Origin of the sequence: Amycolatopsis sp. NPDC051071, from assembly GCF_040682875.1 — a bacterium.
GTDB lineage: Bacteria > Actinomycetota > Actinomycetes > Mycobacteriales > Pseudonocardiaceae > Amycolatopsis.
Map to the genome: position 1 here is coordinate 122,726 of NZ_JBFBBY010000003.1, position 25,516 is coordinate 148,241.

Below are 25,516 nucleotides of genomic sequence, written 5' to 3' on the forward strand. Positions count from 1 at the left end.
TCATCAATGGTTTGCGTTACACAAACGATCTGTGCAAGATAATAGGCATGACACATCTGCTGCATATCGACTCGAGCATCTCGGGCGAGAACTCGACCAGCCGCCGTCTCAGCGCGCGGGCAGCCGCGACCTGGCGCGCGGCGCATCCGGACGGCACGGTCACCTACCGCGACCTCGGCACCGCTCCCCTGCCGCATTTCGACGCCGCGAGCAACGCGGCCAGGTCGACGCCGCCGGATCAGCACGACGCCGAGCAGGCCGCGGCGTGGCGGCTCATGACGGAACTGGTCGACGAGGTGAAGGCGGCCGACGCCGTCCTGCTGGGCCTGCCGCTCTACAACTTCGGCGCGCCGAGCACGGTCAAGGCCTGGGTCGACCACCTCATCGTGCCCGGGCTGTCGATACACCCGGAGACCCGTGAAGGACTGCTCAGCGGGCGCGACTTCATCGTGCTCGCCTCACGCGGCGGCGGTTACGGCGAGGGCACCCCGCGCGAGGGATGGGACCACGCCCAGACCTGGATCTCCCATGGCGTGGCGCTGACCGGCCTCGAACCACGTTTCGTCACCGCCGAGCTGACGCTGGCGAAGATCAACCCGGCGATGGCGGAGCTCATCCCGCTGGCCGACGAAAGCCAGGCGGCCGCCGAACGCGCCATCGACGCACTGTGGAGTCCAGTAGCGGTCTGAGCCGTGGCCCCGCCGCCAACGGGGCCACGGGGCCTCGGCACTTAGTACCGCGCCCGTCATGCGGAGGGGGCGGCCCCGGGTTGCTGGAGCCGCACCGGTCCGGGGCCACGCCCCTGGAGGGCGTCGTCAGGGTTGAGGAGCAGGCACGCTTTCATCGACAAACAACCGCAGCCGATGCAGCCGGTGAGCTCGTGTTCGAGTGACTCGAGGGCGCGGCGGCGTTCCTCCAGTTGTCTCTTCCAGCGCCGGGAGACCCGTTGCCAGTCCCGATGGGTGGGGGCGCGATCGGCGGGAAGGCCGTCGAAGACCTCGGCGACGTCCGTCAGCGGAATGTGGAGGCGTTTGGCCACCAGGATCAAGGAGATCCGGCGGAGCATGTGCCGGGAGAAGATCCGCTGATTGCTACTGGTGCGTTCGCTGAAAATCAGGCCCTTGCGTTCGTAGAAGTGCAAGGCGGAAGCGGGCACGCCGGTCCGATCGATGACCTCACCGATCGTGAGATGGTCTTCCGGACTGGCGCGCACGATAGCCGTTCCTCACTCGTTCGGGACGCCGGTGGTCAGGTGGTGCTACGGGACGTCTTGGCGCGGCTGTGGATCAGGACGGCCACGACGATCGACAGTACGAGACAGAGCAGGCCCACGCCGAGCTGGGTCAGCCGCCATGACCAGGTGAAGGCGTCGAGTTCCCCGGCCTCGGCCCCGCCGGTGAGGCGTCCGGCGCCGACCCTGGCGGCGAGGTCCGTGTCGCCGAGCCTTGCCGCGAGGAGACCGACGATGGAGGCACTGTACGCGGCGATCACGAGAGCCTCGGCCGCTCCTCGCAGGGTGTTGAGGAAGCCGGCCGCCATACCGACGGCGTCGGCCGGAACGAGGGCCATGGCCTGGCCGTCGGTGATGCCGAAGGACGCACCCATACCGACTCCGATCATCACCAACGGTGCCGCGACGGCCACGACAGCGTCGTCGGCGTTCAACGTCACCAGCCACAGGTTCCCGGCCACGACCAGAATCAGCGCGATCATGATCAGCAGCCGGGCCGGAACGCCCTTGTTCACCAAGGCCACCGCCACCATGGGCATGATCAGCACCGGGGCGGTCAGCAACAGCATCGTCACCCCCGAGGCCGCGGGCGAGAGCCCTGCCGCCGCCTGCAGGTAGGTGGGCAGAAAGACCAGGACACCGAGGAATCCGACGGAGGTGGTCAGCGTCGCCAGGCTCCAGCCAAGGAAACCGCGGTTGGCGACCAGTTCGGGCGCCAGCACCGGAGCGGCACTGCGCCGCTGCACGAGGCCGAAGACGACCAGCACGACCAGACCGGCGATGCCAGTGAACAGGATGACCGGATGAGACCAGCCGAGCGCGGGCGCCTCCAGGAGCGCGAACATCAGCAGGGTCAGTGCGGCGACGAACAGGACACTGCCCACCCAGTCCGCCCGGTCGGCCTCGGCCGCACGGGACTCGCGGGCACGGGTCCCGCCCAAGGCGACCAGCAAGCCGATGACCGTGAAGACCACGAAGCTTCCCCGCCAGCCGGTCGCACTGATCAGCAGGCCCGACAGGGTGGGGCCGATGGCGATGCCGACCCCGGCCATGGTTCCCATCAGTGCGAAGGCGCGATTGCGGGCCGCCCCGTCGTAGCTGGAGGCGAGGATGGCGCCGCCGGCCGCCATGATCCCGGCGCCGCCGACGCCGGAGACAATGCGGGCGATGTCGGTGACGGCAATCGCCGGACTCAGCGCGGTCCCGAGAAATCCGGCCGCGAAGATCTGCGCCGAGACGACGAACACCCGTCGGCGGCCGACGCGGTCGGCGGTGGATCCCGTGATGAGCGTCATGGCCGCGAAGGCCAGGTTGTAACCGGCGACGACCCAGTTCAGCGGGGTGCCGGAGGCATCGAGATCACGGCCGATACTCGGCAGCGCCACCGCGGTCCCCGAGATCGACATCGCGACCAGCACGACGCCGACCAGGATCGCCGGAAGTGTCAACCGGGACTGTCGATCCACCGAAGCTTGAGGTGGAGAGAGGGGTGGGGTCGTGCTGTTCGTCATCGCTGTTCGCTTTCTCTCGTCCCGAGGTAGTCGGCGAACAGCTGATCAGCTCAACTGAGGTTGAGGTCAAACGCGCTGGTGAAGGCGGGTCAGACCCGGGGGCGTGAGTGGTAATGACGGTGAGAACTCCCGTCATTACCACTCACGAGACCTAACCGATCCCCGCCGCGAACACGTGCATCGCGCTATTGGACGGCAGCGTCACCGCGACGACCTCCTTGCCTGCCGTCAGCGGCACGGAGTTGGCGAACACCCGGTACGGCGTCGTCGGGTAAGCCGAGCCGGTACGGGTGTTCTTGCCCATCACGGTCGCCACCGTCATCGCGCCGTACTGGGCGGGATCCGCGCAGCACCAGTTGGGGAAGCCGAGTTCGGCCTGACTCGTGCTGCCGTCGGCGTAGCGGACGACGACAGTGCCCTTCGCCGTTCCTGTGCCGGTTCCCGTCAGCACCAGTTTGGCCCCGGTACCCCGCACCGCGATCGTCTGACCCGACGCGAGGACGTTGTCCTTCGCGCCCGTTCCGGCGTCCGGCCAGGTCAGCTGAGCGTCGAGGGCGGTGAAGCCCGCACCTGGTTTGAGTCCCGCTTCGGCGAGGCCTTCGGCACGGAAGCTGCTGCCGCCACCGTCGACATCACCCACCGCGACATGAGCCGCGTCGGTGACGCCGACATTGCCGTAGGCCGCGGCCAGCGAACCGTGCGGGACGGTCACTGTCACCGAGTCGGTCACCCGGTTCTCCCCCAGCCGCGCCCGGTACGACGCGGTCGCGGTGAGCTGGTAGTCGGCCGGTTCGATACCCGCGTCCGGCGTCACCTTCACCGGGACCTTGACGGTCTTGCCAGGCATCACCAGCCGGGGACCGGCGGGGACCTCGACGCGGAAGCCGTTGGCGGGCAAGGAGAACGAGACGTCCCGGACCGGCAGCGGCGTGCCGTTGGTGAAGCTCAGCGTACCTGTCGCGGTCTGGCCGGGACCGGCGACCGCCGGTACGGAAAGCGCGACGGAACCGTTGCGATCCTCGGGGAAGATCCCGCCGACCGCGCTGGTGCCGAACAGCCGGACGTCCTGCCGGTCACCGGCACCGACCTTGCCGGTCTTGACCCGCGCGACCCCGCCGGTCGCCGGATCGAACCACCAGCCCGACGGCGCCGCGTCCAGTTCGGCCTTGCTGCCGTACTGCCGCAGGATCGACGTCCCGGCCAGGACGGCCGCGGGTTTGCTTCCCGTGTGGACGGTCAGCTGATAGTTCCGCGACGCGGGCTTCCCGGCGTAGGAGCCCGTACTGGCCCCGATTCCGACGGTCACCGTGCCAAGGCCGGACGTCGGCGCGTCCACGGTGAACGTCTGTTTCGCCTGGTCACCGTTCTTGTAGGCGCGAGTGACGCCGTCGTCCTCGGTGAGTGTGAACGACCCCTTGCCCTGAGGATAAACGTCGAGGTCGAGGACACCCTTGTCCCTGGTCTGCCACGACTTCGTGCCCTCGGCCCACATCGGCACCACGGCTCCGGCACGGACGAACAGCGGCAGGGTGTCGAGCGGCGCGTCGTAACCGTCCACAGTGGCCGGTCCGGTGTAGGTCTTGCCGCTCCAGTAGTCGACCCAGGTGCCCTTTGGCAGATAGATGCCATTGCGGACGGTCGAGTTCTCGTACACCGGCGCGACGAGGAAGTCCTTGCCGGACAGGAATTCGTACTTCGCCTTCTCGCTCCAGACGTTCGGGTCGTCGGGGTATTCGAGCGCCAGCGGGCGAACCTGGCCGACGCCGGTCTGATGCGCCTCCACCGAATGGCTGTAGGTGTAGGGCATCAGCCGCTCTTTGAGGAGCAGGTACTTGCGGTTGATCGAGGTGAACGGCTCGCCGTGGCGCCACGGCTGCTTGTCCGACGCGGCCCAGCCGTCCATCGTCATCGAGACCGGCAGGAACGACTTCCACTGCAGGTCACGGGCGTAGGTCTGCGGGCTGCCGCCGAAGATGCCGTCGATGTCGCCGGTGTTGTACGCGATGCCGGACGTCGTCGCGCCGGCGTAGGTCGGGATCTGCCATTTGATGTAGTCGTAGGAACCGGCCTGGTCGCCGCTCCACAGCACACCGCAGCGTTGGGCACCCGCCCAGCTGACCGGTGTCCAGACGAACCCGCGTGCGTCGCTGTTGTCCTCGATGCCCTTGTGCGCGGTGTCGCAGGCGTCCAGCGCGAACTGGTAGCCCGGGCCGACCCACGCGACGTCGAGTTTGCGGACCCGCACACCCGCCTTGACTTCTTCGGCCTGGTTCGGGACGCCGTTCTCGGTCCACAGCCCGAGTTGCATGCCGTTCTTGCGCAGTCCCTCGCCCGTCTGCTGGAGGTTTTCGTACCCGCAGCCGTAACCGTCGTTGACGAGCATCCAGCCGTTGGGCATCCCGTGCTCGGTGTAGCCCTCGGCGATCTTCACCGCGTCCAGCGTATGCCGTTCGCCGCGGTTGGCGTTGTGCAGGTAGCAGTCGGCGTCACCGGTTTCGAGCCCGTACAGCGGTGGCAGGAAAGGCTTTCCGACCAGATCGGTGTAGCCGGTGATGACGTCCTTGAGCCCGTCGCCGACCACGTACGTCGCGTCGAAGCGGCGCTCGTCGTGCGTGGTGCGCACCGGTTCGGTGAAGGCGTAGGTGCCTTGCGCGAATGTGTTGCGCAGTACGCCGTACCCGGCCGTGGAGGCGTAGAACGGCTGTGAATTCGGCGCTCCGCCGTCATCCCAGTTGTAATCCGCGAAGATCCGGATCGTCTGATCACGATGGCTGAAGCGGCCGTTCTGCTCGCCACCGCCGACGAACTGTTCGCTCGACGTCCGCGCCAGGGTCTGCGTGGTCTGCTTGCCGGTCCAGGACAGCGGCGCCGACTCCTCCCAGAGCCGCTTGCGGTCCGCGCCGTCGTACAACGCGAGCCGCATCGGATGCTTGTACGCCCGCAACGTCGCCTTGCCGGTGGAAATGGCCCAGTAGTCCCCCTTGTCGGCCTTCTTCGGCGTGACCGGGGCGCCCTCGCGCGGCAGCACGATCTTGCTCCCGGCGGGATCGGTGAACGTGCCGTCCGGCGCCAGCCAGACGCGGACCGCTCCTTCGGCCGGGAAGCTGACGCGCACCGCGGCGCTTCCCGACTTCATCGTGACCGTGGGGCCCTCGGCGGAAATACCGGTCAGATCCCCCAGCTTGCCGGACGGCGCCGCCGCGGGTGCGGCATGGGCCGCGACCGGAGAAAGGCCAAGTAATGCCACTGCGGCCAGCGAACTTAGGGATTGCGCAACTCTGCTCATTCGAGACACCTTTCGCGCATGAATACGCAATATGGTCTCTGTATAGCGCACGGTTCACGCAAAGTCATCCGCCGAAGCGGTGCTGCCGACTTTCGTCGGGTCGCACGAAGATCCTTATGCGGCAACGGGTGTTCGTGCCCTGGATGTCATGAAAGGGTCTTTCAGGACGAAAAACGTCCTGAAAGACCCTTTCATGACACTCGGGAGCGGACCGGTCAGACCGCCTGGACCTCGACCCCTGCGGCCTCGAACGCGCGCAGCACCTTCGGATCGGCGTTGGAATCGGTGACCAAGGCGTGCACCTGCGTCGTCGCACAGATCCGCGCGAACGCGCGGCGGCCCAGCTTCGAGCCGTCCGCGACCGCGACGACACGCTCGGCGCGTTCGACCATCAGCCGGTTGATGCTCGCTTCGCCCTCGTGGTGGGCGAAAGCACCGGCCTCGGCGTCGAACGCGTCGACACCGAGGAACAGCAGGTCGATCGTCAGCTCACTGAGCACCCGGGTCGCCAGGGGGCCGCTCAGCTCGAACGACTGCGGGCGCGCGACACCACCGGTGACGACGATCTTCACATGCGGCCGCACGGCCAGTTCGTGTGCGATGTTCAGCGCGTTGGTGACCACCGTCAGCCCCGGCGAATCACGCAGGCTCGCGAGATCGGACCGCGTCGCCAGCGACCGCGCGACCCCGGCCGTGGTCGTCCCGCCGTTGAGGCCGACCACCATGCCCTGCGCGACGAGCGACGCCGCGGCGACGCTGATCCGCTGCTTCTCCGGTACGTGCCGCGCGGTCTTGTACCGCAACGGCAGGTCGTAGGCGAGATCGTTGGCCACCGCGCCACCCCGGGTGCGGGTGAGCAACTGCTGTTCCGCGAGGTGGTCGAGGTCGCGCCGGATCGTGGCCGCGGAGACGTTCAACTCCTCGGCCACGTCCTCGACGTCGATCTTCTCCCGCTGTCCCAACAGGTCCAGCAGGGTGCTCAGCCGTTCGTGCCGGGCCATCCGCGCCACTCCTAGCTTGCCGTGCCCTATCGCGCATCACGTTGCGCTGTTGGCCACTGTTTCGAGCAGTATGCTGCATCGCGGTTGTCCACCGCGGGCGGCACGCCGGTCTCCTGGCCCGGCCGGTCACTTCATTCGGAAGTCGTACCGTTCCGGGAGTGATTCGCCGGAAATCGCCGTCCAGGTGTCCGAAAGGGACGTTTCTCCTTCGCGGATGTTCGCCACCTCGAATCCGGCGTCGTAGACGGCTCTTGCCTCCGCGACGTCGCCTTGGGCGAGGTGCGTCCGGGCGGCCAGCAAGGCGACCCGGCCTTCCCGGGGAAGCCCGTCGAGCAATCCGGCCGCTTCGTCCGGGAGCCCGGCGGAGAGTTGCGCCGCGATCGCCTCGACGAGCAGGGGGCGCAGCGACGGCGCGAGGGCCACCGCGCTCCGGTACAGCCATGCTGCTTCGTGGCCGGACGTGGCGACCGCGAGATTCCGCAGCGCCCAAGGGTTCTCCTCGGCCGCGACGGACTCTCGCCAGGCGCGGACCGCGTCCGACTGCCGTCCGGCGGCCCAGTGCGCGACACCGCGGTGGTACCAGGTCAGCCAGTTCCCCGGGGCGTACTCCATCAGATCCGCCCAGTACCGGTTCACCAGCGTCGCCGGGGGCACGGCCAGTGGGTCCCCGGCGGGCGACAGTCCGTCGAGAAGCGCGAGCCACGGCTCCTGGTCGGGACCGAGCGAGTTGTCCGGGAACGGCGTGCCGGGCAGGCATATCGGCGCCCGCCGGTTCTCCAGCGCGCCCCAGCCGGATCCGGTCGCCAGAAAGGATTCCGGGGTGACGTCGGCGATCTTGCGCCAATCGTCGTGGTAGGTGTCCAGCACCTTCGCCGACGGCAGGCCCGCGGCGACGGCCTCGCGAGCCGCCACCCAGTCGTCCCCGTGCGCTAGAGACGGGTCGACGTCGACCGGGCCGTAGGCCTCCAGCCAGTCCCAGCTCTCGCCCTGCGGCAACCGCAGATGCTCCAGCTGGGTCCGGGCGAGGCCTGCCTGGATCTCCAGGTAGCCGTCCTCGCCGGGCGCCAGCCAGTCCTGCCAGCGCCGCCCACCGGCGGACTCTCCCCACAGGAACAGTTTCCGCCCGCGCAGCCGGGCCGTGGACTGCTGCGCCAGTCCCGCGCCGTCGCCGTCGACAGCCGCGATCCAGGGCGTGCCCTCCACTTCGAAGAAGTAGTCCGCGGCCGCGTCGGCCCGAGCCGGATAAGTCAGGTCTCCGGCCACGTCGACCAGGTCCAGCCGTCCCGAATAGCCGTAGTGCCAGGCCTGCGTCGCCGGCGCGATCACGCGGGTGTCCGGGCGCTGCGGCACCGCGATATTCGACCACCAGTACACCGGGACGTCGTGTGGCTGCGGGTTGCGCACCCGGACCGCCACGAGCAGGTGGTCCGACTCGTCAGGCAACCAGAAGTCGAGCTGGTACGGCAGGTCGCGCGTGCGTTCCCATTCCCACAGCCGCAGTACCGGTGTGCCGTCGGGGCCTTCGATCTCGGCGGCGAACATCGGCTCGCAGGTCAGCGTGGTGTGCCCGGTGCTGCCGAGGTTCCACTCGACGCCCCCGGCGAACCACGCGTCCCGCAGGGCGAGGTTCGCGGGCTGGAACACCGGGTTGCGGTAGAGCAGCTCGCGGCCGGACGGCTTGTGGAAGAGCGAGTACAGCCGTCCGCCCAGCGACGGCAGTACGGTGGCGCGGAGCCGGTCGTTCTCCAGTACCAGCGCGGGAAGTTCCCGTTCGGGGCGCTCGCGGGTGTAACCGTCCTGCAGCAGACACGGCAGTGTGGTGTCCAGACGGCCGTAGCCGATGCCCGCCGCGAGGTCCGGCGGCAGTTCGTCCACATTGGACACCTTGGCCACCGCTTCGGGTTTCCGTAACGGCGGCAACGGGTTCTCTGGGCCCAGCCCGGCGGCGGGCAGGACCAGCCCGGTGCGGTACAGGCGGGTCATGCGTCCGGGAGCCGATCGCCGGTGGCGGCGTCGAACAGGTGCACCGTGCCCGGCTTCGGCGCCAGTGAGATCGGCTCGCCACGCTGCCACGGAGCCATCCCGGGAGTGCGGACCGTCAGCACGCGGTCGCCGTCCCGGCAGTACAGGTACTGGTCGCTGCCCAGTTCCTCGACGACCTCGACGACGGCCTCGTAGCCACCGTCCCCGATCGTCCAGCCCTCCGGCCGGACGCCGACGACGATGCCGGGACCGGTCAGCGCCGACCGCTGCGCCGGGGTCAGTGGCAACCGGGTGCCGCCGGCGACAGCGCCGTCGATGTCCACAGTGGTCTTTAGCAGATTCATCGCGGGCGAGCCGATGAACCCGGCGACGAAGACGTTGACCGGCCGCGCGAACAGCCCGACCGGGGTATCGCACTGCTGCAGGATCCCGTCCTTCAACACCGCCACCCGATCGCCCATGGTCATCGCCTCGACCTGGTCGTGCGTGACGTAGAGCGTGGTGATGCCCAGCCGTCGCTGCAAAGACGCGATCTGGGTCCGGGTCTGCACGCGGAGTTTGGCGTCCAGATTGGACAGTGGCTCGTCCATCAGGAACACGCTCGGCTCGCGTACGATCGCCCGGCCCATCGCGACGCGCTGCCGCTGCCCGCCGGAGAGCTTGGCGGGTTTGCGGTCCAGGTACTCGGTCAGGTCCAGCACGGCCGCGGCCTCGCGCACCTTGCGTTCGCGTTCGGCCTTGGGCAGCTTGGCCAGCTTCAGGTGGAAGCCGATGTTCTCCCCCACCGACATATGCGGGTAGAGCGCGTAGTTCTGGAACACCATCGCGATGTCCCGGTCCTTCGGCGGCAGTTCGGTGACGTCGCGGTCGCCGATGTGGATGGAGCCGTCGTCGACGCCTTCCAGCCCGGCCAGCATCCGCAGCGTGGTCGACTTCCCGCAGCCGGACGGGCCGACCAGTACGAGGAACTCGCCGTCGGCGACCTCGAGGTCGAGGCCGTCGACAGCCGGGCGCTCCACCCCGGCGTAGAACCGCGTGGTGTCGGAGAAGGTCACGGTGGCCATCAGGTCCTACTTTCCGGCGCCGAGGGTCAGGCCGGTGATGATCCGGCGGGCGAGTACGAGATAGAGCACGAGCATCGGGAGCACGACGATCGCCACACCGGCGATCAGCCCGCCGTACTCCGATTGGTAACTCGCGGCCCCGTAGAAGGTGAACAACGCGCGGGACAACGTGAAATGCGCCTGGTCCTTGAGGAACACGATCGCCAGCAGCGTCTCGTTCCACAAGCCGATGGCGTTCAGCGTCAGCGCCGTGATCATGCCACCGCGGGTCAGCGGCAGCATCACCGAGAAGAACGTCCGGGTCGGGGACGCGCCGTCGAGTGCGGCCGCCTCCTCCAGTTCGTCCGGCAGCGACCGGAAGAAGCCGGTCATCAGGAACACCGTGAACGGGATGGACAGGGCCACGTAAAGCAGGAACAGGCCGTACTCGTTGTCCAGGTGGATCTTGCTCAGCACCACGAACAGCGGAATGATCACCGTCTGGAACGGGACACCCATGCCGATCGCGACGGCGTTGGTCATCGGCCCGGAGCCGCGGACACCGAGCCGGGTCAACGCGTACGCGCAGGGTGCCGACACGGCGACCGTCACGACCGTCGCGAGCCCGACCAGTACCACCGTGGTCAGCACGGCGTCGCCGAAACCGGCGTTGTTCCAGGCGTAGATGAAGTTCCGGAACGGTTTGCCGACGTTGAACCACTGATACGGCAAGGCGAACGGCTTGGTGAAGATCTCCACCGGCGTCTTGAACGAGGCCGTGAGCAGCCAGTACAGCACCAGGATGTTGCCGGCGGTGAACAGCCACACGATCGCGGAACCCAGTACGCGCAACGGGCTCAGCCGTTTCGAGCCGGGCGCCGGGCGCGGTTTGCGCGGTGGCTTGCGCACCGGTTTCGCCGGTGGCCGCGCGGGCGCCTCGACGTCGTCGGTGACGGACATGGGGTCTCCCTCAGAACTGGATCGCGTCACGGCGCATCAGGCGGCGGAGCAGGACGACGAGCACGGACACCAGCGCGATCATCGCCACCGCGCAGGCACAGGCGGCACCGAAGTCCGGCGTGCCGTTCGAGCCGAAGGTCCGGTCGAATACGTAGATCCCCAGCGTCCATGCCTCGTTGGGCGGGGCGTAGGTGCCCGGACCGGCCAGCACGAACACCAGCTCGAAGATCTTGAGCGCGTTGATCGTCCACAGGACACCGGCGACGCCGACGACGTCCCAGGTCATCGGCAGCGTGATGTTGCGGAACTTCTGCCACGGCGACGCGCCGCCCAGTTCGGCGTCTTCGTAGAGATAGGGCGGGATCCGGTCGACCGCGGCCATCAGGATGGTGATGTAGAAGCCCGAGCTGGCCCAAATCAGCGAAGCCGTCACCACACCGGTCACATTGGACGGTGCGAGGAACTTCGCCGCGTCCGCGCCGAGGCCTTCCATCACGTAGTTCGCGAGGCCCTGTTTCCCCGGCTGGTACTTGAACACGAAGCCGAGGAACATGCCGAGCGCCACCGGCGCCACGATGTTCGGGAAGAACAGGATGGCGCGGACGGTCTTCCCGCCCTTCATGTCCCGCAGCACCATGGTGAACAGGAACGCCAGCGCGAACGTGCCGATCCCGCCGAGGAACACGTAGATCAGCGTATTGCCGAAGGCGTACTGGAACGAGTCGCTCGCCACCATCTGCGTGTAGTTGGTGACGCCGTTGGGTTTCGGCGTGTCGCCGGCACCCGCCCAGCTGGTGAAGCTCAGCACCACGGTCGCGATCGTCGGCAGTACCAGGAAAGCGAGGTACAGCACCAGCGCGGGCGCTGCGAACGGCCAGAACAGCCGTTTCTTGCGGCGCAGGTGCGCGCCGGCCTTCACCACCCTCGCCGACGGTGTCGTCGGAGTCGTGACCGTGGCCATCAGCCCTGGTTCTTCCAGAACTCGGCGCTCTTGGTGGCGAGCTGCTCCACGAACTGCTCCGGGGTGATCTGCCCCTTCAGCAGCGCGATGTCGGCGGGGTCGAAGACGTCGGTCTGCCATTTGCCGCCGGCGATACCGTCGATCCCGTCGTACTGCAGGACGTGTTCCTTCTTCGGGTCGTCCAGTGCGGCCTTGACCTGCTTGAGGTCGTCCGGCACGGCGAGGTCGGCGCGCGGCACCAGGTTGTCGGCCACCGCGGGGATCCCGGAAAGCAGGTCCTTGTTGAGGAAGTAGGCGATGAACGCCTTGGCGCCCTCGGCGTGTTTGGCCTTCTTGGTCACCGAGAAGCCGATCGACATCTGCTCGACGGTGTCGTGCTTCGCGCCCTCGGGCATCGGGAACTGGAAGGAGCTGTAGTTGATCTTCGTCCCGGCGCCCTGCTTGTCCAGGTACTCGCGGGTCTCGCTCGGTGCCCAGCTGCCGACGTAGAGGAAGCGGGAGTCGCCGTCGGCCCAGCGCTGCTGTACCTGCGGGAACTTCGCCGCGTCCCAGCCGTCGATGAAGTACTTGGGCAGCTTCGCGGTTTCGGCGGCGGCCTTGAGGAAACCGGGTTCGGTCTTCCACGCCTGGCCGGTCTTGTCGGTCGCCGCCTTGTACAGTCCGCCCGCGCCGACGTATCGCTCGGCGAGCTGGGTGTAGAAGTACATGTTGTAGAACGGGATGTCGCCGTCGAGGCTGATCGCGGCCTTGCCATCGGTCTTCGCCTTGTCGAACAGCCCGATCAGCTCGTCCATCGTCTTCGGCTGCTGGACGTCACCGGCGGTGTCCTTGTTGAACCACCACGCGCTCGACTGGATCGTGTACGGGACCATGAAGTTGTGGCCCTCGCGGTCCTTGTTCTGCGGGAAGTCGTACGAGCTGGGCGAAAGCACGTCCTTGACGGTCTTGTCACCCTCGCCGACCTTCATCGCGAACACGTCGTCGACACTCTGCGTGCCGCCCGGCGTCATGATCGCCGCGCCGACCTTGCTGACGTCCTGGTCGAACAGATCCGGCACGGCGTCGGTGTTCAGCGCGGGCACCAGGTTCTGGGTGTAGGCCTTGCGGCCCAGCCACTGCACGTCGACCTTGACGCCGGTCTTCTCCGTGAAGCATTTGAAGGCCTTCTGGAGGACCTTGCCCTGCGGCTCGTCGGCCGTCCACATGGACCAGTACGTGAACTCCTTGTCCGTGGCAGGCTTCACTGCCGCTTCCGGACAAGGCGCGTTGAGGAACTGGTCGACGCCGGGAAGCGCGTTCTCGCCGGTTCCCCCGGCCGTGTCCCCGCCGCCGCATCCCGCCAGCAGGAGCGCCGCGCCTGCCGTCAATGCCGTGAGCTTGCCTACCCGCATCCGCCACCACCTGGATCGAAGATCACACAAGTTCTGCTTGTTCTTGCGCAGTTTTGTGAGGTTTCACGCACATGTCAACAGTCAATCGCGCAAAGTCTGCTCAATCGTCACCTTTTCCGGTTCAGAGTGATCGAGCTTGAGCACTCCGAGCAGCCGCCGCACCTCGACGGCGACCGCCGCCCGGCCCGCACCAAGGTATTTACGAGGGTCGACGCGGTCCGGATGCGCGCGCCAGTCGTCCGTCGCGGCCGCGGTGAACACCTTGTTGAGCTGGGTGGCGATATTGATCTTCGTCATCCCGGCTCGTACGGCCTCGGCCAGCCCGTCGTCGGGCACGCCGGACGAACCGTGCAGCACCAGCGGCACCGGCACGCGGTCCCGCAACCGCGTGATCAGCTCGAAGTCCAGCGCGGCGTCACGGGTGAGCATGGCGTGCGAACTACCCACCGCCACCGCCAGCGCGTCCACCCCGGTGGCCGCGGCGAATTCCGCCGCCTCACCCGGATCGGTGCGCGCGCCGGGCGCGTGCACGCCGTCCTTGCCACCGACCTCCCCGAGTTCCGCCTCGACCCACACGCCGTGATCGTGGCAGAACTCGACGATTTCCCTCGTCGCGCGCACGTTGGCCGCGTAGTCCCTTTTGGACGCGTCGAACATGACCGAGCCGAAGCCGAGCGCGACCGCTTCACGGACCAGTTCCGGCGACTCCGCATGGTCGAGATGCACGGCGACCGGGGTGACGGCGTCCCGCGCGGCGGCCAGCGCCGCGGTGCCGATGGGTGCCAGTGAGCCGTGGTACCTCACGGCGTTCTGGCTCAACTGCATGATCACCGGGGCTCCGGCCGCAGCGGCGCCGTCGACGATCGCGGTGATGTGCTCCAGCTGGATCGCGTTGAACGCGCCGCAGCCGTGCCGGGCCGCGGCGGCGGCTCCGACGATCTCCCCTGTTCCTGCGAGAGGCATGACGGTTCTCCTAGTGTTGGCGGGCGCGCACGGCGACCAGCCCCTGTTCGGCGTGGTAGTGCGCGAGGTCGACGTCCCCGGCGAGCGGGCCGAGCACGGCCGCGCCGGACAGCGCGACGGCGCGGCGCAGAATGTCCGGCCACGGTTCGCCGAGGCTCAGTCCCAGCGCGAGCGCCGCGACGACGGCGTCTCCCGCGCCGGTGGTGTTGCCACGCAGCACTGTGGACGGTTTCGCCTGCCAGGTGCCGGATCCGGTGACCGCCAGGAGTCCCTCGGGGCCCAGCGAGACGACGACCGCACCCGCTCCGGCCTTGCGCAGTTCGGCCGCGGCGGCGACCGGATCACTCAAGCCGGTGACCTCGCGTAGTTCTTCGGCGTTCGGCTTGACGACCGACGGCCGCCCAGCCAGCCCGGCGAGGAGCGCTTCGCCGGAAGTGTCCAAAATGGAGAGTGCCCCGCCGAGCAGCTCCGCGTATCCCCCGGCTCCCGGCGGGAGGCTGCCCGAGCAGACGAGCACGTCCGTCCGTCGCGCCAGGACGGCCGCCACGAGCGCTCGCCATTCGCTGTCGTCGAGCCGTGGTCCCGGCTCGTTGAGCAGCGTGACCGATCCGTCGTCCGCCAGCACCGTGGTGGTGCGCCGGGTTTCCCCGCCGATGGGGACGACGTCGGCGGGGATCTCCGCCGACGCGAGATCGGCCTCGACTACCGCCCCCGTCGCGCCGCCCGCCGTCAGGATCGCGCGGACGTCGGCACCGAGCGTGTGCAGCACGCGGGCGACGTTGACGCCCTTGCCGCCCGCCCGGTGCCGCACGTCCCTCGCCCGGTGCACGTCACCCGGCCGCAGACCGTCCACTGTGTACGTGACGTCGAGTGCGGTGTTCGGCGTGACGGTGACGATCACGGCTGCCTCAGGTCAGCACGACGGAACGGGTGAGGCTGCGGGGGTTGTCCGGGTCGAGGCCCTTGCGGGCGGCGATCGCCCCGGCGACCCGCTGCGCGCGGACCAGGTCCGCGAGCGGGTCCAGGCCGCTTTCGACGAACAGGCCACCCGCGCGGGCGACGTCCTCGGCGAGGCCGTCCGGCGCCTGCCCGAACATCCAGGTCACCCGGCCGGGCTCGCTGATGCTGATCGGACCGTGCCGGTAATCCCACGCCGGGTACGACTCCGTCCACAGCAGGCACGCCTCGCGGAACTTGAGCGCGGCCTCGTTCGCGATGCCGGCCGACCAGCCGGTGCCGAGGAAGCTGAACTGCTCCGCGCCGATCAGTTCGTCGGGCAGCGGCTCGGTGAGCACGCGTTCGGCCTGGTCGGCGACCGCGGTCAGATCCTCGCCGAGGTGCGCGCGCAGCATCGCCAGCGCCGTTGTCGCGAACCGCGTCTGCACGACGGAACGTTCATCCACGACGGACAGGTCGACGATGGCGTCCGCGGCGGCCTCGATCTCGCGGGGCACCCCGGTGATCGCGATGGTCGGCGTCTTCCCGCGTAGTTTCGCCAGGAGGGCGTGAACCTCGGTCGTCGTTCCGGACCGGGTCAGCGCCACGACGTGGTCGTACTGGCGTCCCGAAGGAAACTCCGACGCGGCGAACGCGTCGGTCTCGCCGAGTCCGGCGGTTTCGCGAAGGACGGCGTACGCCTGGCCGATGAACCACGACGTGCCGCAGCCGACGATCGCGACCCGCGCGCCCTGCGGCGGCAGCAGGTCACTGTTCGCCGAGGCCAGGGCCGCCGCGTCTCGCCAGCAGCCGGGCTGGCTCGCGATCTCCGCCGCCATGAAGGTCCCGCTCATGAACTCCCCATTCGTGCCAGTTGTGCGCAATAGCTGTCACGTTAGGTGCAGTTTTGTGCAACGTCAATGCTCTGTTAGCGCACTTTCACGCAACTCTTTCGCTTGGATGTGCAGGAAGTGCTGGTCACCTGGCGGATCGCCTCGCTGCTCCCGGCCGCGACGGACTTCGTCGCGGCCCTCTTCCCTCAGTGACCGGCGTCACTCTCAAAGCTGTCACAACCTCTCGGGCCCAGCCGTCATGTGTGTGAAACCGACGGAGAGGAAAGATCATGGAAGCGCGCATCAACCTGTTCGAGAACGAGGTCATCGTCAAGTTCGCCAAGCGCCTCGGCGCCGCGAACCGCCCGATCGAGGAGTCGTCGCTGCCGCACGCGACCCAGGAACTCGTGAAGTTGCGGGCCAGCCAGATCAACGGCTGCGGCTTCTGCACCGACATGCACAGCAAGGACGCCGCGCACGCCGGTGAGACCTCGGTGCGGCTCAATCTGGTCGCGGCCTGGCGCGAGGCGACCGTGTTCACCGAAGCGGAGCGCGCGGCGCTGGCGCTGACCGAAGAAGGCACCCGCCTCTCGGACGCCCACCACGGCGTCAGCGACGACACCTGGGCCGAGGTGCGCAAGCACTACGACGACGAGCAGATCGGCGCCCTGATCGCGCTGGTCGCGACGATCAACGCATACAACCGGCTCAACGTCATCGCGCGGACGCCGGCGGGCGGCTACCAGCCCGGTCAGTTCAGCTGACGCGCTCTCAGGCAACAAGTTTTCCTTGGCGGACAACGGTCGCCGATCGACGGGGTGTTAAACCTTCGGAAACCCGCTATTCCGGAGGTTCACCCCGTGGAACTCGATGTCCGCTTCTTCCCCGTGACCGGGACCCATCCACTCAGCACCGACCTCGTCGGACTCCGCGCGAACTTCCACTACGGCTCCGGAAACGTGCTGGAGCAGCACTACGCGGACAAGACGACGATGATCTGGACGGGCGTGTCCGGCGATTTCACCGGTGTCCGCCAGAAGGAAAAGACGTTGCGTGTCTTCGCCGTCGGCCCGGCGCAGTACTTCGTAACCTGGTACGAGACGGGGACCGTCGCGACGGCCGCGCACGGCGAAGTCTTCGACGGCGGGTTCCCGATCGCGGTCATGGCGGACTTCGGCCAGCTGGTGGCGACGGCGGCCTACACGAACCCGCGTGAAGACGGCGGGCAGTACTTTCTCGTCGATCAGGCGACGATCGAGATCCTGGAGCGGCCGCATGGATGGCCTTCCTTTCCGGCGCCACGTGAATCTTGAAGGTTTTGAGGGATACGGCACGCTGGTGCTCTCGGCTCGCGTTCGGGCTCGCGGGTCGCGTCCGCGTTGATGAAGGAATTGGGACATTGAGTGTCCCAATTCCTTCATGGACAAGCCCGGAATCACCCGCGAGGGCGGCGGCGTTGTGGGCCGTCGCCGCGAAACGGCGACGGAACCCGCGGCCGCGAGCCAGGACGGCGTCCGAAAGCCCGGCGAGGCGGCAGACCCGCCACACAAAACACGACACCTTATCTTTCTCCTTAACAATTATCCCGAACAGTGCTCGCGTCTCGACGCCGGACCGCGGCTTAAAAGGAGTCGGCCCTATGTCCTGAGGTGCATGGTGTTGCGTCTCGGAGCCCCGGTGGGATCGAGGTAGGCGGGTGCGGTGAATTCGGGGAGTCCGTCTTGGGCGATGCGGACTTTCCCTTCGCTTTTGTGGATCAGGCGGTGATGCGCCGAACACAGCAGCACGAGGTTGTCGATCTTCGTTTCGCCGTGGTGGCGCCAGAAGGTGATGTGGTGTGCGGTGCAGCGTGGTACGGGCATGTCGCAGCCGGGGAAGGCGCAACCGCCGTCGCGGATGGTCAACGCGTACTTCTGGGCCAACGACACGGTGCGCTTCGACCGGCCGATGTCCAGTGGCTCCCCGGCGGTGCCGAGGACTCCGGGGCGGACGCGGGCGTCGCAGGCGAGGATTGCGGGCATCCGTGGCGCTGATGGGTCCGACCAGATCCAGCTGGGCTTGGCCGAGGTCGCTGATCAGGTCCTCATAAGACATGGTGACCAGAATGTGCGTCGACTCAGCTGCTTGGCCGGGCAAATTGCGGCTTGAGGTTTTGAGTCGCACATAGTCGGAGAAGGCATCGCCGTAGCGTTCGGCTTGGGTACGTGGGGCCCGGACTCCGTCGATGGCTTTGTGGGGTTTGGCCAAGGGATCCAGGTCGGATTTCAGGCGGGCGTAGGTTTCGAGGTCGAGGGTGCCGATGATGCCGTGGGTGCCGTCGCGGTGTTTGACGAACCGCATCTCCGGCCGGGCGTCTTTGGGCTTGTCGTCGCGGGGTGCTTTGCCGTCCGGGTCGAGATGATCCAGGAGGCGGCGTCCGGCTGTGGGGATCTCGGCAGGCCCGGCGAACCGCGCCAAATCCACCAGGGTCTTCTCCCCGGTGCGGATGTCCTCGACTGGGACATGTGAGGGGATCCGTCCGAGGGCTTTGATGATCGCGGTGATCTGCCCGCCGCCGATCGCGCCTTCCTCGGCCGCCTCAGCGGTCAACGGCGCGAGGGGTGGCACCGTGTCTCCGCCGATGGACACACCGGGATGCAGAGCCAACGCCCGGTCGGCGCGGGCCGAAGCTTCCTCTTTGGACACGAGGAAGTCTTGGAGAATCAACCCTGTCAACGTCGAATGACCAGAACAGCCGCGAATGCCGCGTGCATTCAATTCCGCGAAGATCGCGTACTGCTCCGCGTCCAATTGACGTTTCAGGACTTCGATTTCCTGTTTGCGGGCGTGCAGCGTCGCGGTGTCGACACGCCACCACTCGGTGCGCATCGACTGCTGGGGGTTGTTCTCGCTGGCCACGAATCTGACGATACACCTGTTCGAACACATGTGCTAGCTCGTTTAGAGTAGTCGCCGAGTGCGTAGAGGTTCACTCGAAAGGGGAGCAAAAGGCTCCGAAACGAATACATAGAGAAAGCGGCGAATAGACCGAAGCAGACGAAGAGAAGCGAAGAGACTGAAGCAAGCGAATAAAGCGAAGCACCAAGTCACCATTCCCGACGACAAGTGAGCGAGCAAGCCACCCGGCTCCAGCCACCCCGGGGCAAGCCGCCCGGCTCCAGCCACCCCGGAGCGAGCCACCCCGGGACCAAGCCACCCGGGCCCACCCAGCCCTAAGACCAGCACTGCCGAACAACCGCTGAGCACGCAAAGGCAAAGCTCACATCCCCGGCCGCTCCCATACTGGCCGTCCAGCGGACAAAAGGAGTGCGAATGAGCCAGGACGACACGTCACTCGCCAAGAACGTCCTCGGCGTACCCGGCATCGTCTTCCTCGTGCTCGCCGCGGTCGCACCCTTGACCGGCATGGTCGTGATCGCGGCCATCGGCATCGCAGTCGGGAACGGCGGCGGTATGGTCGCGGCCTTCCTGTTGGCCACGGTCGTCCTGCTGCTGTTCGCGGTCGGCTACGCGCAGATGTCGAAAGTGCTCACCAGCGCGGGCGGCTTCTACGCCTTCGTGGTCAAGGGGCTGGGCCGGACGCCGGGCCTGATCGCCGGTTTCGTCGCGATGCTCGGCTACAACTGCTTCGTCGCGGGCGCGATCGGCACGAGCGGGTTCTTCACCTCCACCGCGATCAACACCGTCTTCGGGCTGGACCTCGATTGGCTCCTCTGGAGCGCGCTTTCGGTCGTGCTGGTCCTGCTGCTGAGCCGCCGGGGGATCGCCGTCAGCGCGAAGGTGCTGGGAGTGTCGCTGGTCCTCGAAGTGTCGATCCTGCTGATCATGGACTTCAGCGTGCTGTTCCGGCACGGCTTCTCCTTCGCCGCGTTCAGCCCGTCCGTCTTGTTCCAGGGCGCGAGCGGTCTGGCGTTGTTGTTCGCCGCCAACGCTTTCATCGGGTTCGAGGCGACCGCGTTGTTCGGCGAGGAGGCCAAGAATCCCAAGCGGACGATTCCCCGCGCGACCTATATCGCCATCGGCTTCATCGGCGTGTTCGCCGCGTTCACCACCTGGGCCGTGGTCAGCGCGATCGGTGCCGAGCAGGCGCAGGACGTCGCCGCCGCACATCTTTCGACCGGGGACCTGGTGCAGTCGGTGGCCCAGGAGTATCTCGGCGACGCCCTGACCAAGGTGATGCTGCTGCTACTGGTGGTCAGCCTGTTCGCGGCGTTGCTGGCACTGCACAATTCCGCCACCCGCTACCTGTACGCGCTGGGCCGGGTCGGCGTGCTGCCGCGGTTGCTGGGCAAGACCAGTCCGCGCAACGGCGCGCCCCGCCACGCGTCGATCGTCCAGCTCGCCTTCGGTTCGTTGGTGGCACTGGGTTTCTGGCTCGCCGGACTCGATCCGGTCGCCGACCTCACCGCGAGTATGACCGGATTCGGCACCCTCGGAATCCTTACCCTGCAACTGTTCGCGGCGGTGGCGATCCTGGTCCACTTCCGCCGGACCCGGGACAGCCGGATCGTGCGGACGCTGCTCGCTCCCGGGCTGGGCGCGATCGGCCTCGGGCTCATCGTGACGCTGGCGATCGTCAACTTCCCCACCCTCGCCGGTTCGAGCAACGGCGTCGTCCCGCTGCTGCCGTGGCTGCTGCTGGTCGTCGCGCTCGCCGGGCTCGCGCTCGCCGTCTGGTTGCGCCGTTTCCGCCCGTCGGTCTACGACGCGCTGGAGTCCGATCTGGAACGCGAGCCGTCAGACGTTGTTGGTCAGTGACAGGTTGAACGAATAACGCGAGGCGCGGTAGACGTGCCAGCCGTACTCGACGACCCGGCCGGTTTCGTCGTAGGTGGTGCGCCGCATGGTGAGCAGCGCCGCGCCGGGCTTTTCGTCCAGTAGTTCGGCGTCCTCCTCGGTGGCGAGGCGGGCGCCGACATTCTGGTGCGCGGCGTGCAGCCGGACACCCGCCGACCGCAGCAATTGGTAGAGCCCCTTGTCCCGCAGTTCGTCGTCGTCCGGGTCGATGATGCCGTCCGGCAGGTAGTTGTTCATGATCGCCAGCGGTTCGCCGCCGGTCGAGCGGACACGCTTCAGCCGCCGGACCCGCGTCAGCCCCGGCGTCTCCAGCTGCTCGACGGCGTCCTCGCCGGCGGGGTCCACCCGGTTCACGAGTACGGCCGTCCGTGGCTTGTCACCTAGTTCGTCGAGGTCGTCGAAGAGGCTGCTCAACCGCAGCGGGCGGGCCACCTTGGTGCGGACGACCTGGGTGCCGACGCCACGTTTGCGCACGAGCAGGCCCTCGTTGACCAGTGACTGGATCGCCTGACGGATGGTCGGCCGCGACAGATGCAGCCGCGCGGCCAAGTCCACCTCGTTGTCCAGGCGGGCGCCCGTCGGCAGCCTGCCGTCGTCGATCGCGGCGTGGAGCTGCCGGGCGACCTGGGAATACAGCGGCTCCGGACTGTTCGGATCCACCACGATCTCGCCGGGCACCCAGGTCGAGGGAGTCATGCGCGGAGCCTACCGTGGTGAGCGCCATGACCTTATGTCCATATGTCTTGACAAAGTCTCCAATGCTTTGCGAAGGTCGAAGCAGCAGGCGAGCCAGGAGGAACGCGAAGTGTCCGACACAGTACGGCGAGTCGTCGCCAAACGGGTGCGTGAACCGGAAGCGATAGCGGAGGCCGCGGCCGCCAGGATCCGGGCGAAGTCGCCGTTCAACGACAAGGGCGCCGCGATGATCATCGCCGCGGATCACCCGGCGCGCGGCGCGAACGGCGTCGGCGCCGATCCGCTGGCGATGGCCGACCGCGGCGAACTGCTCGACCGCCTCTGCCTGGCACTGGAGCGGCCCGGCGTCACGGGAGTGCTCGCGACACCGGACATCGTCGACGACCTGCTGCTTCTCGGCGTTCTCGGCGGCAAGACCGTCATCGGCTCCATGAACCGCACCGGGCTCGCCGGATCGAGTTTCGAGATCGACGACCGGTTCGCCTGCTACGACGCCGAAACGATCGAACGGATGCGCTTCGACGGCGGCAAGACCCTCACCCGGATCTGCCTGACCGATCCGGCGACACCGGGTGTCCTCGAGAACACCGCGAAGGCGATCAACGAACTGGCCGACCGGAAACTGGTCGCGATGGTCGAGCCGTTCCTGTCCGACTGGGTCGACGGGCGCCTCCGCAACGACCTCTCCCCCGACGCCGTGATCCGCTCGATCACCATCGCCGCCGGCCTCGGCCGTTCGTCCGCCTACACGTGGCTGAAACTTCCCGTGGTCAAGGAGATGGAGCGCGTGCTGGCGGCATCGACGCTGCCCGCCGTCCTGCTGGGCGGCGAGGTCAAGGACCCGGACGCCGCGTTCGCCGCCTGGCAGCGGGCGCTCGCGCTGCCGACCGTGCAGGGCCTCGTGGTCGGCCGGTCGCTGCTGTACCCGCACGACGGCGACGTCGCCAAGGCCGTCGACACTGCCGTCGGACTGCTGTGAACCCCGTGGAGGACAACGCGTGAAGACCATCGACCATTGGATCAACGGCACCGCGACCACCGCGGGTTCCACCCGCACCGCCCCGGTCTACGACCCGGCCGAGGGCAGGCCGCAGGCGGAAGTGCTCCTCGCCGAACCGTCCGATGTGGACACCGCGGTCGCGGCGGCGGGCAAGGCGTTCGAGTCGTGGGGCATCGGGGACAGCCCCATCCACGGTCCCGAGGGGGTCCGGTTCTACACGCGGGCGAAGGTCGTCACGACGCGATGGCCGCACAGTGCCGCGGGTTTCCACTTCCCGACGTCCAGCTGATTCCCGCGTTTAGTCCTCTGGTTGCGGTGGTTCGACTCCGAACTACCGCAACCAGAGGACTAAACGCGGGCCGGGGTCAGCGCTGTCGTTTCCCGACGTAACGCCACCCCACCGCCAGCACGATGGCCAGTACGGGGATCGAGTAGAACGCGAGCTTTTCGGCACCGTCGGAGAAGCCCATCAGTACCACGACCAGCGCGAGGAAGCCCAGCGTCGCCCAGCCGCTGTACGGCGCCAACGGCATCCGATAGGACGGCCGTTCCAGTTCGCCGCGCAACGCGGCCTGACGCAGCCGCATCTGGCAGAAGATCAGTGTCGCCCAGGTGGTGATCACGCCGAGCGAGGCGATCGCGATCGCGATGTCGAAAGCGTCCTTCGGGACGAGATAGTTGAGCACCACACCGAGGACGTAGGCGCCGGAGGTGAACAGGATGCCGCCGTAGGGCACGTGGCGACCGCTCATCTTGCCGACGAACTTCGGCGCCTCACCCTTGTCGGCCAGCGCCCGCAGGATGCGGCCGGTGGAGTAGAGACCGGAGTTGCAGCTCGACAGCGCGGCGGTGAGCACGACGGCGTTCATCACGTCGCCGATGCCCGGGATCCCGAGGCGGCTGAACACGGTGACGAACGGGCTCTCACCACCGTTGTAGAACGGCCAGGGCAGCAGCATCGCCAGCAGCAGCACGGAACCGACGTAGAACACGCCGATCCGCCAGACCACGCCGTTGATCGCCTTGGGCAGGACCTTGCGGGCGTCCTTGGTCTCGCCTGCCGCGATGCCGACGACCTCGATGGCCGAGTAGGCGAAGATGACGGCCTGCAGGGTCATCAGCGCGATGCCGATCCCGGCCGGGAAGAATCCATTGTGGTCGGTCAGGTTGTGCACCCCGGCCTTGGTGCCGCCGATGTCGGCGCCGGTGAGCACCAGCCCGGTCGCGGTGACCAGGAAGACCACGATGGCCAGGACCTTGACCACCGAGAACCAGAATTCCAGCTCGCCGAACAATTTCACCGACAGCAGGTTCACCAGGATCAGCACGCCGAGCGCGACCAGCGCGGTGATCCATTGTGGTACGCCGGGCAGCCATTTGTGCACGTAGATCGCCACCGCGGTGATCTCCGCGATACCGGTCATCGCCCAGTTCACCCAGTACATCCAGCCCGACACGAAGCCGGCCCACGGCCCGATGAACCTACGGGCGTAGGTGACGAAACTGCCGGAAGTCGGCTCGTGCAGCACGAGTTCGCCGAGTGCGCGCATCACGAAGTACGCGGCGATACCGCAGAGCGCGTAGGACAGGACGAGCGATGGCCCGACCTGCTGGAGCTTGCCACCCGCACCGAGGAACAACCCGACGCCGATCGCACCGCCGATGGCGATCATCTGCACTTGGCGGTTGCCCAGTGCTTTTGAGTAGCTTTCACCTTTGTCGGTGAGCAGCGAGGAATCCATGGTTGCCAGACGCTAGAGCGTGTGCGGCAAGTCACCAACAATGCTAAGGAAGACTTAAGGTGTGCGGGACGTCACGCCAGTGGTTTTACCGGTATTTCCCGATTCGATTTGACAAATTCACCCGCGAACCCCGATCTTCGCGCGCGAAGGCGGCCTCTTACGCTACGGCCGTGGACCTCGCAGCGTTGCTGGACCGGATCGCCGACGACGTCGCGCCGGAGATCGGCCGCGGCTTCGTCGCGGACTACATCCCCGCCCTCGCCAGGGTCGAGCCGCGGCGGTTCGGCATGGCGGTGGCCGAAGTGGACGGTGCGGTCCACGGCGTCGGCGACTGGGAGCGGCCGTTCTCCATCCAGAGCATGTCGAAGGTCTTCACACTGGCGCTCGCGCTCTCCCATGGTGACGGCGTCTGGGCGCGGGTGGGCCGCGAACCGTCCGGCAACCCGTTCAACTCGCTGGTGCAGCTGGAAAACGAGGACGGGATCCCCCGTAATCCGTTCATCAACGCGGGTGCGCTGGTGGTGACCGACGAACTGGCGCAACGTGGTGACGCGGCGGCGACGTTGCTCAGGTTCCTGCGTGAGGAAAGCGGACGGCCGGACATCGGCATCGACGCCGAGGTCGCCGCCTCCGAGGCCGACCACGCCGACCGCAACCGCGCGCTCGCGTATTTCATGGCGTCGTATGGAAACATGCTCCATCCGGTGCCCGCCGTCCTCGACCAGTACGTGCGGCAATGCTCGATCGCGATGAGCTGCGCCGACGTCGCGCGCTCGGCGGTGTTCCTCGCCCGCCACGGTGTCCGCAACGACGGCACCCGGCTGCTCGGGCTCAGCGCGGCCAAGCGGGTCAACGCGGTGATGCTGACCTGCGGCACCTACGACGCGGCGGGCGAATTCGCCTACCGCGTCGGGCTTCCCGGCAAGAGCGGCGTCGGTGGCGGCATCGTCGCGATCGTGCCCGGCCGGTGCGCGGTCTGTGTGTGGAGCCCCTGCCTCGACGCGCGCGGCAACTCTGTCGCGGGTGTCGCGGCACTCGACCGCTTCACCACGTTGACCGGCTGGTCGATCTTCTAGGGCGTGTCTGACAAATCTCGTTCGTGGTCTTCGCGCCCAGGCGGCCCCTGGCGGCGCGGGCCCTTCGACCGAGTACGACCCGGTACGAGGCCGAAGGGCCCACACC

Annotated in this window: 21 protein-coding genes and 2 pseudogenes; 7 read left to right on the forward strand and 16 right to left on the reverse strand. The window is 67.6% G+C overall.

The window, feature by feature from the left end:
* Positions 1–47 precede the first annotated feature (47 nt).
* The gene (locus AB0M65_RS02025; protein ID WP_364019966.1) at positions 48–689 is read left to right on the forward strand and encodes an NAD(P)H-dependent oxidoreductase; all 642 of its coding nucleotides are present in this window, start codon (positions 48–50) and stop codon (positions 687–689) included.
* 56 nt (positions 690–745) lie between these two features.
* On the opposite strand, the gene soxR is transcribed toward AB0M65_RS02025, so the two are convergent.
* The 12 genes from soxR to AB0M65_RS02085 all read right to left on the reverse strand — a co-directional run bounded on the left by soxR (position 746) and on the right by AB0M65_RS02085 (position 16,120).
* A complete protein-coding gene (gene soxR / locus AB0M65_RS02030) occupies positions 746–1,213 on the reverse strand; it encodes a redox-sensitive transcriptional activator SoxR (protein WP_364019968.1) in 468 nt (155 codons plus the stop codon).
* A 35-nt stretch (positions 1,214–1,248) separates the two neighbouring features.
* Positions 1,249–2,679, reverse strand: a complete 1,431-nt coding sequence (locus AB0M65_RS02035) for an MFS transporter (RefSeq protein ID WP_364019970.1) — start codon at positions 2,677–2,679, stop codon at positions 1,249–1,251.
* A gap of 214 nt (positions 2,680–2,893) precedes the next feature.
* A complete protein-coding gene (locus AB0M65_RS02040; protein WP_364019973.1) occupies positions 2,894–5,989 on the reverse strand; it encodes a TIM-barrel domain-containing protein in 3,096 nt (1,031 codons plus the stop codon).
* Between the two features lie 254 nt (positions 5,990–6,243).
* The gene (locus AB0M65_RS02045; protein WP_364019976.1) at positions 6,244–7,029 is read right to left on the reverse strand and encodes a DeoR/GlpR family DNA-binding transcription regulator; all 786 of its coding nucleotides are present in this window, start codon (positions 7,027–7,029) and stop codon (positions 6,244–6,246) included.
* Between the two features lie 126 nt (positions 7,030–7,155).
* Entirely contained in the window at positions 7,156–9,012 is a 1,857-nt protein-coding gene (locus AB0M65_RS02050; protein ID WP_364019979.1) for a DUF5107 domain-containing protein, read from the reverse strand.
* Positions 9,009–10,076, reverse strand: coding sequence for a sn-glycerol-3-phosphate ABC transporter ATP-binding protein UgpC (gene ugpC, locus AB0M65_RS02055; protein ID WP_364019982.1), 1,068 nt, complete (start codon positions 10,074–10,076; stop codon positions 9,009–9,011). The genes AB0M65_RS02050 and ugpC overlap by 4 nt, the downstream gene beginning before the upstream one ends.
* 6 nt (positions 10,077–10,082) lie before the next feature.
* A complete protein-coding gene (locus tag AB0M65_RS02060; protein WP_364019985.1) occupies positions 10,083–11,015 on the reverse strand; it encodes a carbohydrate ABC transporter permease in 933 nt (310 codons plus the stop codon).
* Positions 11,016–11,025: 10 nt separating this feature from the next.
* Positions 11,026–11,976 (reverse strand): sugar ABC transporter permease, encoded by a 951-nt coding sequence (locus AB0M65_RS02065; RefSeq protein WP_364019988.1) that lies wholly within the window; start codon positions 11,974–11,976, stop codon positions 11,026–11,028.
* Positions 11,976–13,367 (reverse strand): ABC transporter substrate-binding protein, encoded by a 1,392-nt coding sequence (locus tag AB0M65_RS02070; RefSeq protein ID WP_364019991.1) that lies wholly within the window; start codon positions 13,365–13,367, stop codon positions 11,976–11,978. Before AB0M65_RS02070 ends, AB0M65_RS02065 begins: the two co-directional genes overlap by 1 nt.
* An 81-nt stretch (positions 13,368–13,448) precedes the next feature.
* Positions 13,449–14,330, reverse strand: a complete 882-nt coding sequence (locus AB0M65_RS02075; protein WP_364019994.1) for a class II fructose-bisphosphate aldolase — start codon at positions 14,328–14,330, stop codon at positions 13,449–13,451.
* Between the two features lie 10 nt (positions 14,331–14,340).
* Positions 14,341–15,231, reverse strand: coding sequence for a 1-phosphofructokinase family hexose kinase (locus tag AB0M65_RS02080; RefSeq protein ID WP_364019997.1), 891 nt, complete (start codon positions 15,229–15,231; stop codon positions 14,341–14,343).
* Between the two features lie 7 nt (positions 15,232–15,238).
* Positions 15,239–16,120 (reverse strand): sugar isomerase, encoded by an 882-nt coding sequence (locus AB0M65_RS02085; protein ID WP_364020000.1) that lies wholly within the window; start codon positions 16,118–16,120, stop codon positions 15,239–15,241.
* A 269-nt stretch (positions 16,121–16,389) separates the two neighbouring features.
* Between AB0M65_RS02085 and AB0M65_RS02090 the strand changes: the two genes are divergently transcribed.
* The gene (locus AB0M65_RS02090) at positions 16,390–16,863 is read left to right on the forward strand and encodes a carboxymuconolactone decarboxylase family protein (protein WP_364020003.1); all 474 of its coding nucleotides are present in this window, start codon (positions 16,390–16,392) and stop codon (positions 16,861–16,863) included.
* Between the two features lie 96 nt (positions 16,864–16,959).
* Positions 16,960–17,412, forward strand: a complete 453-nt coding sequence (locus AB0M65_RS02095) for a MoaF C-terminal domain-containing protein (RefSeq protein WP_364020006.1) — start codon at positions 16,960–16,962, stop codon at positions 17,410–17,412.
* Between the two features lie 324 nt (positions 17,413–17,736).
* Here the strand turns inward: AB0M65_RS02095 and AB0M65_RS02100 are convergent, their stop codons facing one another.
* Entirely contained in the window at positions 17,737–18,120 is a 384-nt protein-coding gene (locus AB0M65_RS02100; RefSeq protein WP_364020009.1) for an HNH endonuclease signature motif containing protein, read from the reverse strand.
* A gap of 55 nt (positions 18,121–18,175) precedes the next feature.
* A pseudogene (locus tag AB0M65_RS02105) lies at positions 18,176–19,027 on the reverse strand (DUF222 domain-containing protein); the annotation flags it as partial.
* Between the two features lie 384 nt (positions 19,028–19,411).
* On the opposite strand from AB0M65_RS02105, the gene AB0M65_RS02110 reads away from it, so the two are divergent.
* Complete coding sequence (locus AB0M65_RS02110) at positions 19,412–20,857, forward strand: APC family permease (protein ID WP_364020012.1); 1,446 nt, start codon at positions 19,412–19,414, stop codon at positions 20,855–20,857.
* On the opposite strand, the gene AB0M65_RS02115 is transcribed toward AB0M65_RS02110, so the two are convergent.
* Positions 20,837–21,592: a GntR family transcriptional regulator gene (locus AB0M65_RS02115; RefSeq protein WP_364020015.1), complete on the reverse strand. Its 756-nt coding sequence runs from the start codon at positions 21,590–21,592 to the stop codon at positions 20,837–20,839. The genes AB0M65_RS02110 and AB0M65_RS02115 overlap by 21 nt on opposite strands.
* 109 nt (positions 21,593–21,701) lie before the next feature.
* On the opposite strand from AB0M65_RS02115, the gene AB0M65_RS02120 reads away from it, so the two are divergent.
* Together AB0M65_RS02120 and AB0M65_RS02125 are read left to right on the forward strand one after the other, a co-directional pair.
* Entirely contained in the window at positions 21,702–22,571 is an 870-nt protein-coding gene (locus AB0M65_RS02120) for an aldolase (protein WP_364020018.1), read from the forward strand.
* A 19-nt stretch (positions 22,572–22,590) separates the two neighbouring features.
* Positions 22,591–22,776: pseudogene (locus AB0M65_RS02125) on the forward strand (aldehyde dehydrogenase family protein); the annotation flags it as partial.
* 181 nt (positions 22,777–22,957) lie between these two features.
* Here the strand turns inward: AB0M65_RS02125 and AB0M65_RS02130 are convergent.
* Positions 22,958–24,334 (reverse strand): amino acid permease, encoded by a 1,377-nt coding sequence (locus AB0M65_RS02130; RefSeq protein ID WP_364020021.1) that lies wholly within the window; start codon positions 24,332–24,334, stop codon positions 22,958–22,960.
* Between the two features lie 170 nt (positions 24,335–24,504).
* Here AB0M65_RS02130 and AB0M65_RS02135 point away from each other — a divergent pair, with 170 nt between their 5' ends.
* Positions 24,505–25,410: a glutaminase gene (locus AB0M65_RS02135; protein ID WP_364020024.1), complete on the forward strand. Its 906-nt coding sequence runs from the start codon at positions 24,505–24,507 to the stop codon at positions 25,408–25,410.
* Positions 25,411–25,516 lie beyond the last annotated feature (106 nt).

Excerpts from the sequence above, each read along its gene's own strand:
- AB0M65_RS02075 (WP_364019994.1), bottom strand. The coding sequence starts at position 14,330 with ATGCCTCTCGCAGGAACAGGGGAGATCGTCGGAGCCGCCGCCGCGGCC.
- AB0M65_RS02085 (WP_364020000.1), bottom strand. The coding sequence starts at position 16,120 with ATGAGCGGGACCTTCATGGCGGCGGAGATCGCGAGCCAGCCCGGCTGC.
- AB0M65_RS02115 (WP_364020015.1), bottom strand. The coding sequence starts at position 21,592 with ATGACTCCCTCGACCTGGGTGCCCGGCGAGATCGTGGTGGATCCGAAC.
- AB0M65_RS02050 (WP_364019979.1), bottom strand. The coding sequence starts at position 9,012 with ATGACCCGCCTGTACCGCACCGGGCTGGTCCTGCCCGCCGCCGGGCTG.
- AB0M65_RS02065 (WP_364019988.1), bottom strand. The coding sequence starts at position 11,976 with ATGGCCACGGTCACGACTCCGACGACACCGTCGGCGAGGGTGGTGAAG.
- AB0M65_RS02090 (WP_364020003.1), top strand. The coding sequence starts at position 16,390 with ATGGAAGCGCGCATCAACCTGTTCGAGAACGAGGTCATCGTCAAGTTC.
- AB0M65_RS02110 (WP_364020012.1), top strand. The coding sequence starts at position 19,412 with ATGAGCCAGGACGACACGTCACTCGCCAAGAACGTCCTCGGCGTACCC.
- AB0M65_RS02130 (WP_364020021.1), bottom strand. The coding sequence starts at position 24,334 with ATGGATTCCTCGCTGCTCACCGACAAAGGTGAAAGCTACTCAAAAGCA.
- ugpC (WP_364019982.1), bottom strand. The coding sequence starts at position 10,076 with ATGGCCACCGTGACCTTCTCCGACACCACGCGGTTCTACGCCGGGGTG.
- AB0M65_RS02045 (WP_364019976.1), bottom strand. The coding sequence starts at position 7,029 with ATGGCCCGGCACGAACGGCTGAGCACCCTGCTGGACCTGTTGGGACAG.
- AB0M65_RS02100 (WP_364020009.1), bottom strand. The coding sequence starts at position 18,120 with ATGCCCGCAATCCTCGCCTGCGACGCCCGCGTCCGCCCCGGAGTCCTC.
- AB0M65_RS02025 (WP_364019966.1), top strand. The coding sequence starts at position 48 with ATGACACATCTGCTGCATATCGACTCGAGCATCTCGGGCGAGAACTCG.
- AB0M65_RS02070 (WP_364019991.1), bottom strand. The coding sequence starts at position 13,367 with ATGCGGGTAGGCAAGCTCACGGCATTGACGGCAGGCGCGGCGCTCCTG.
- AB0M65_RS02060 (WP_364019985.1), bottom strand. The coding sequence starts at position 11,015 with ATGTCCGTCACCGACGACGTCGAGGCGCCCGCGCGGCCACCGGCGAAA.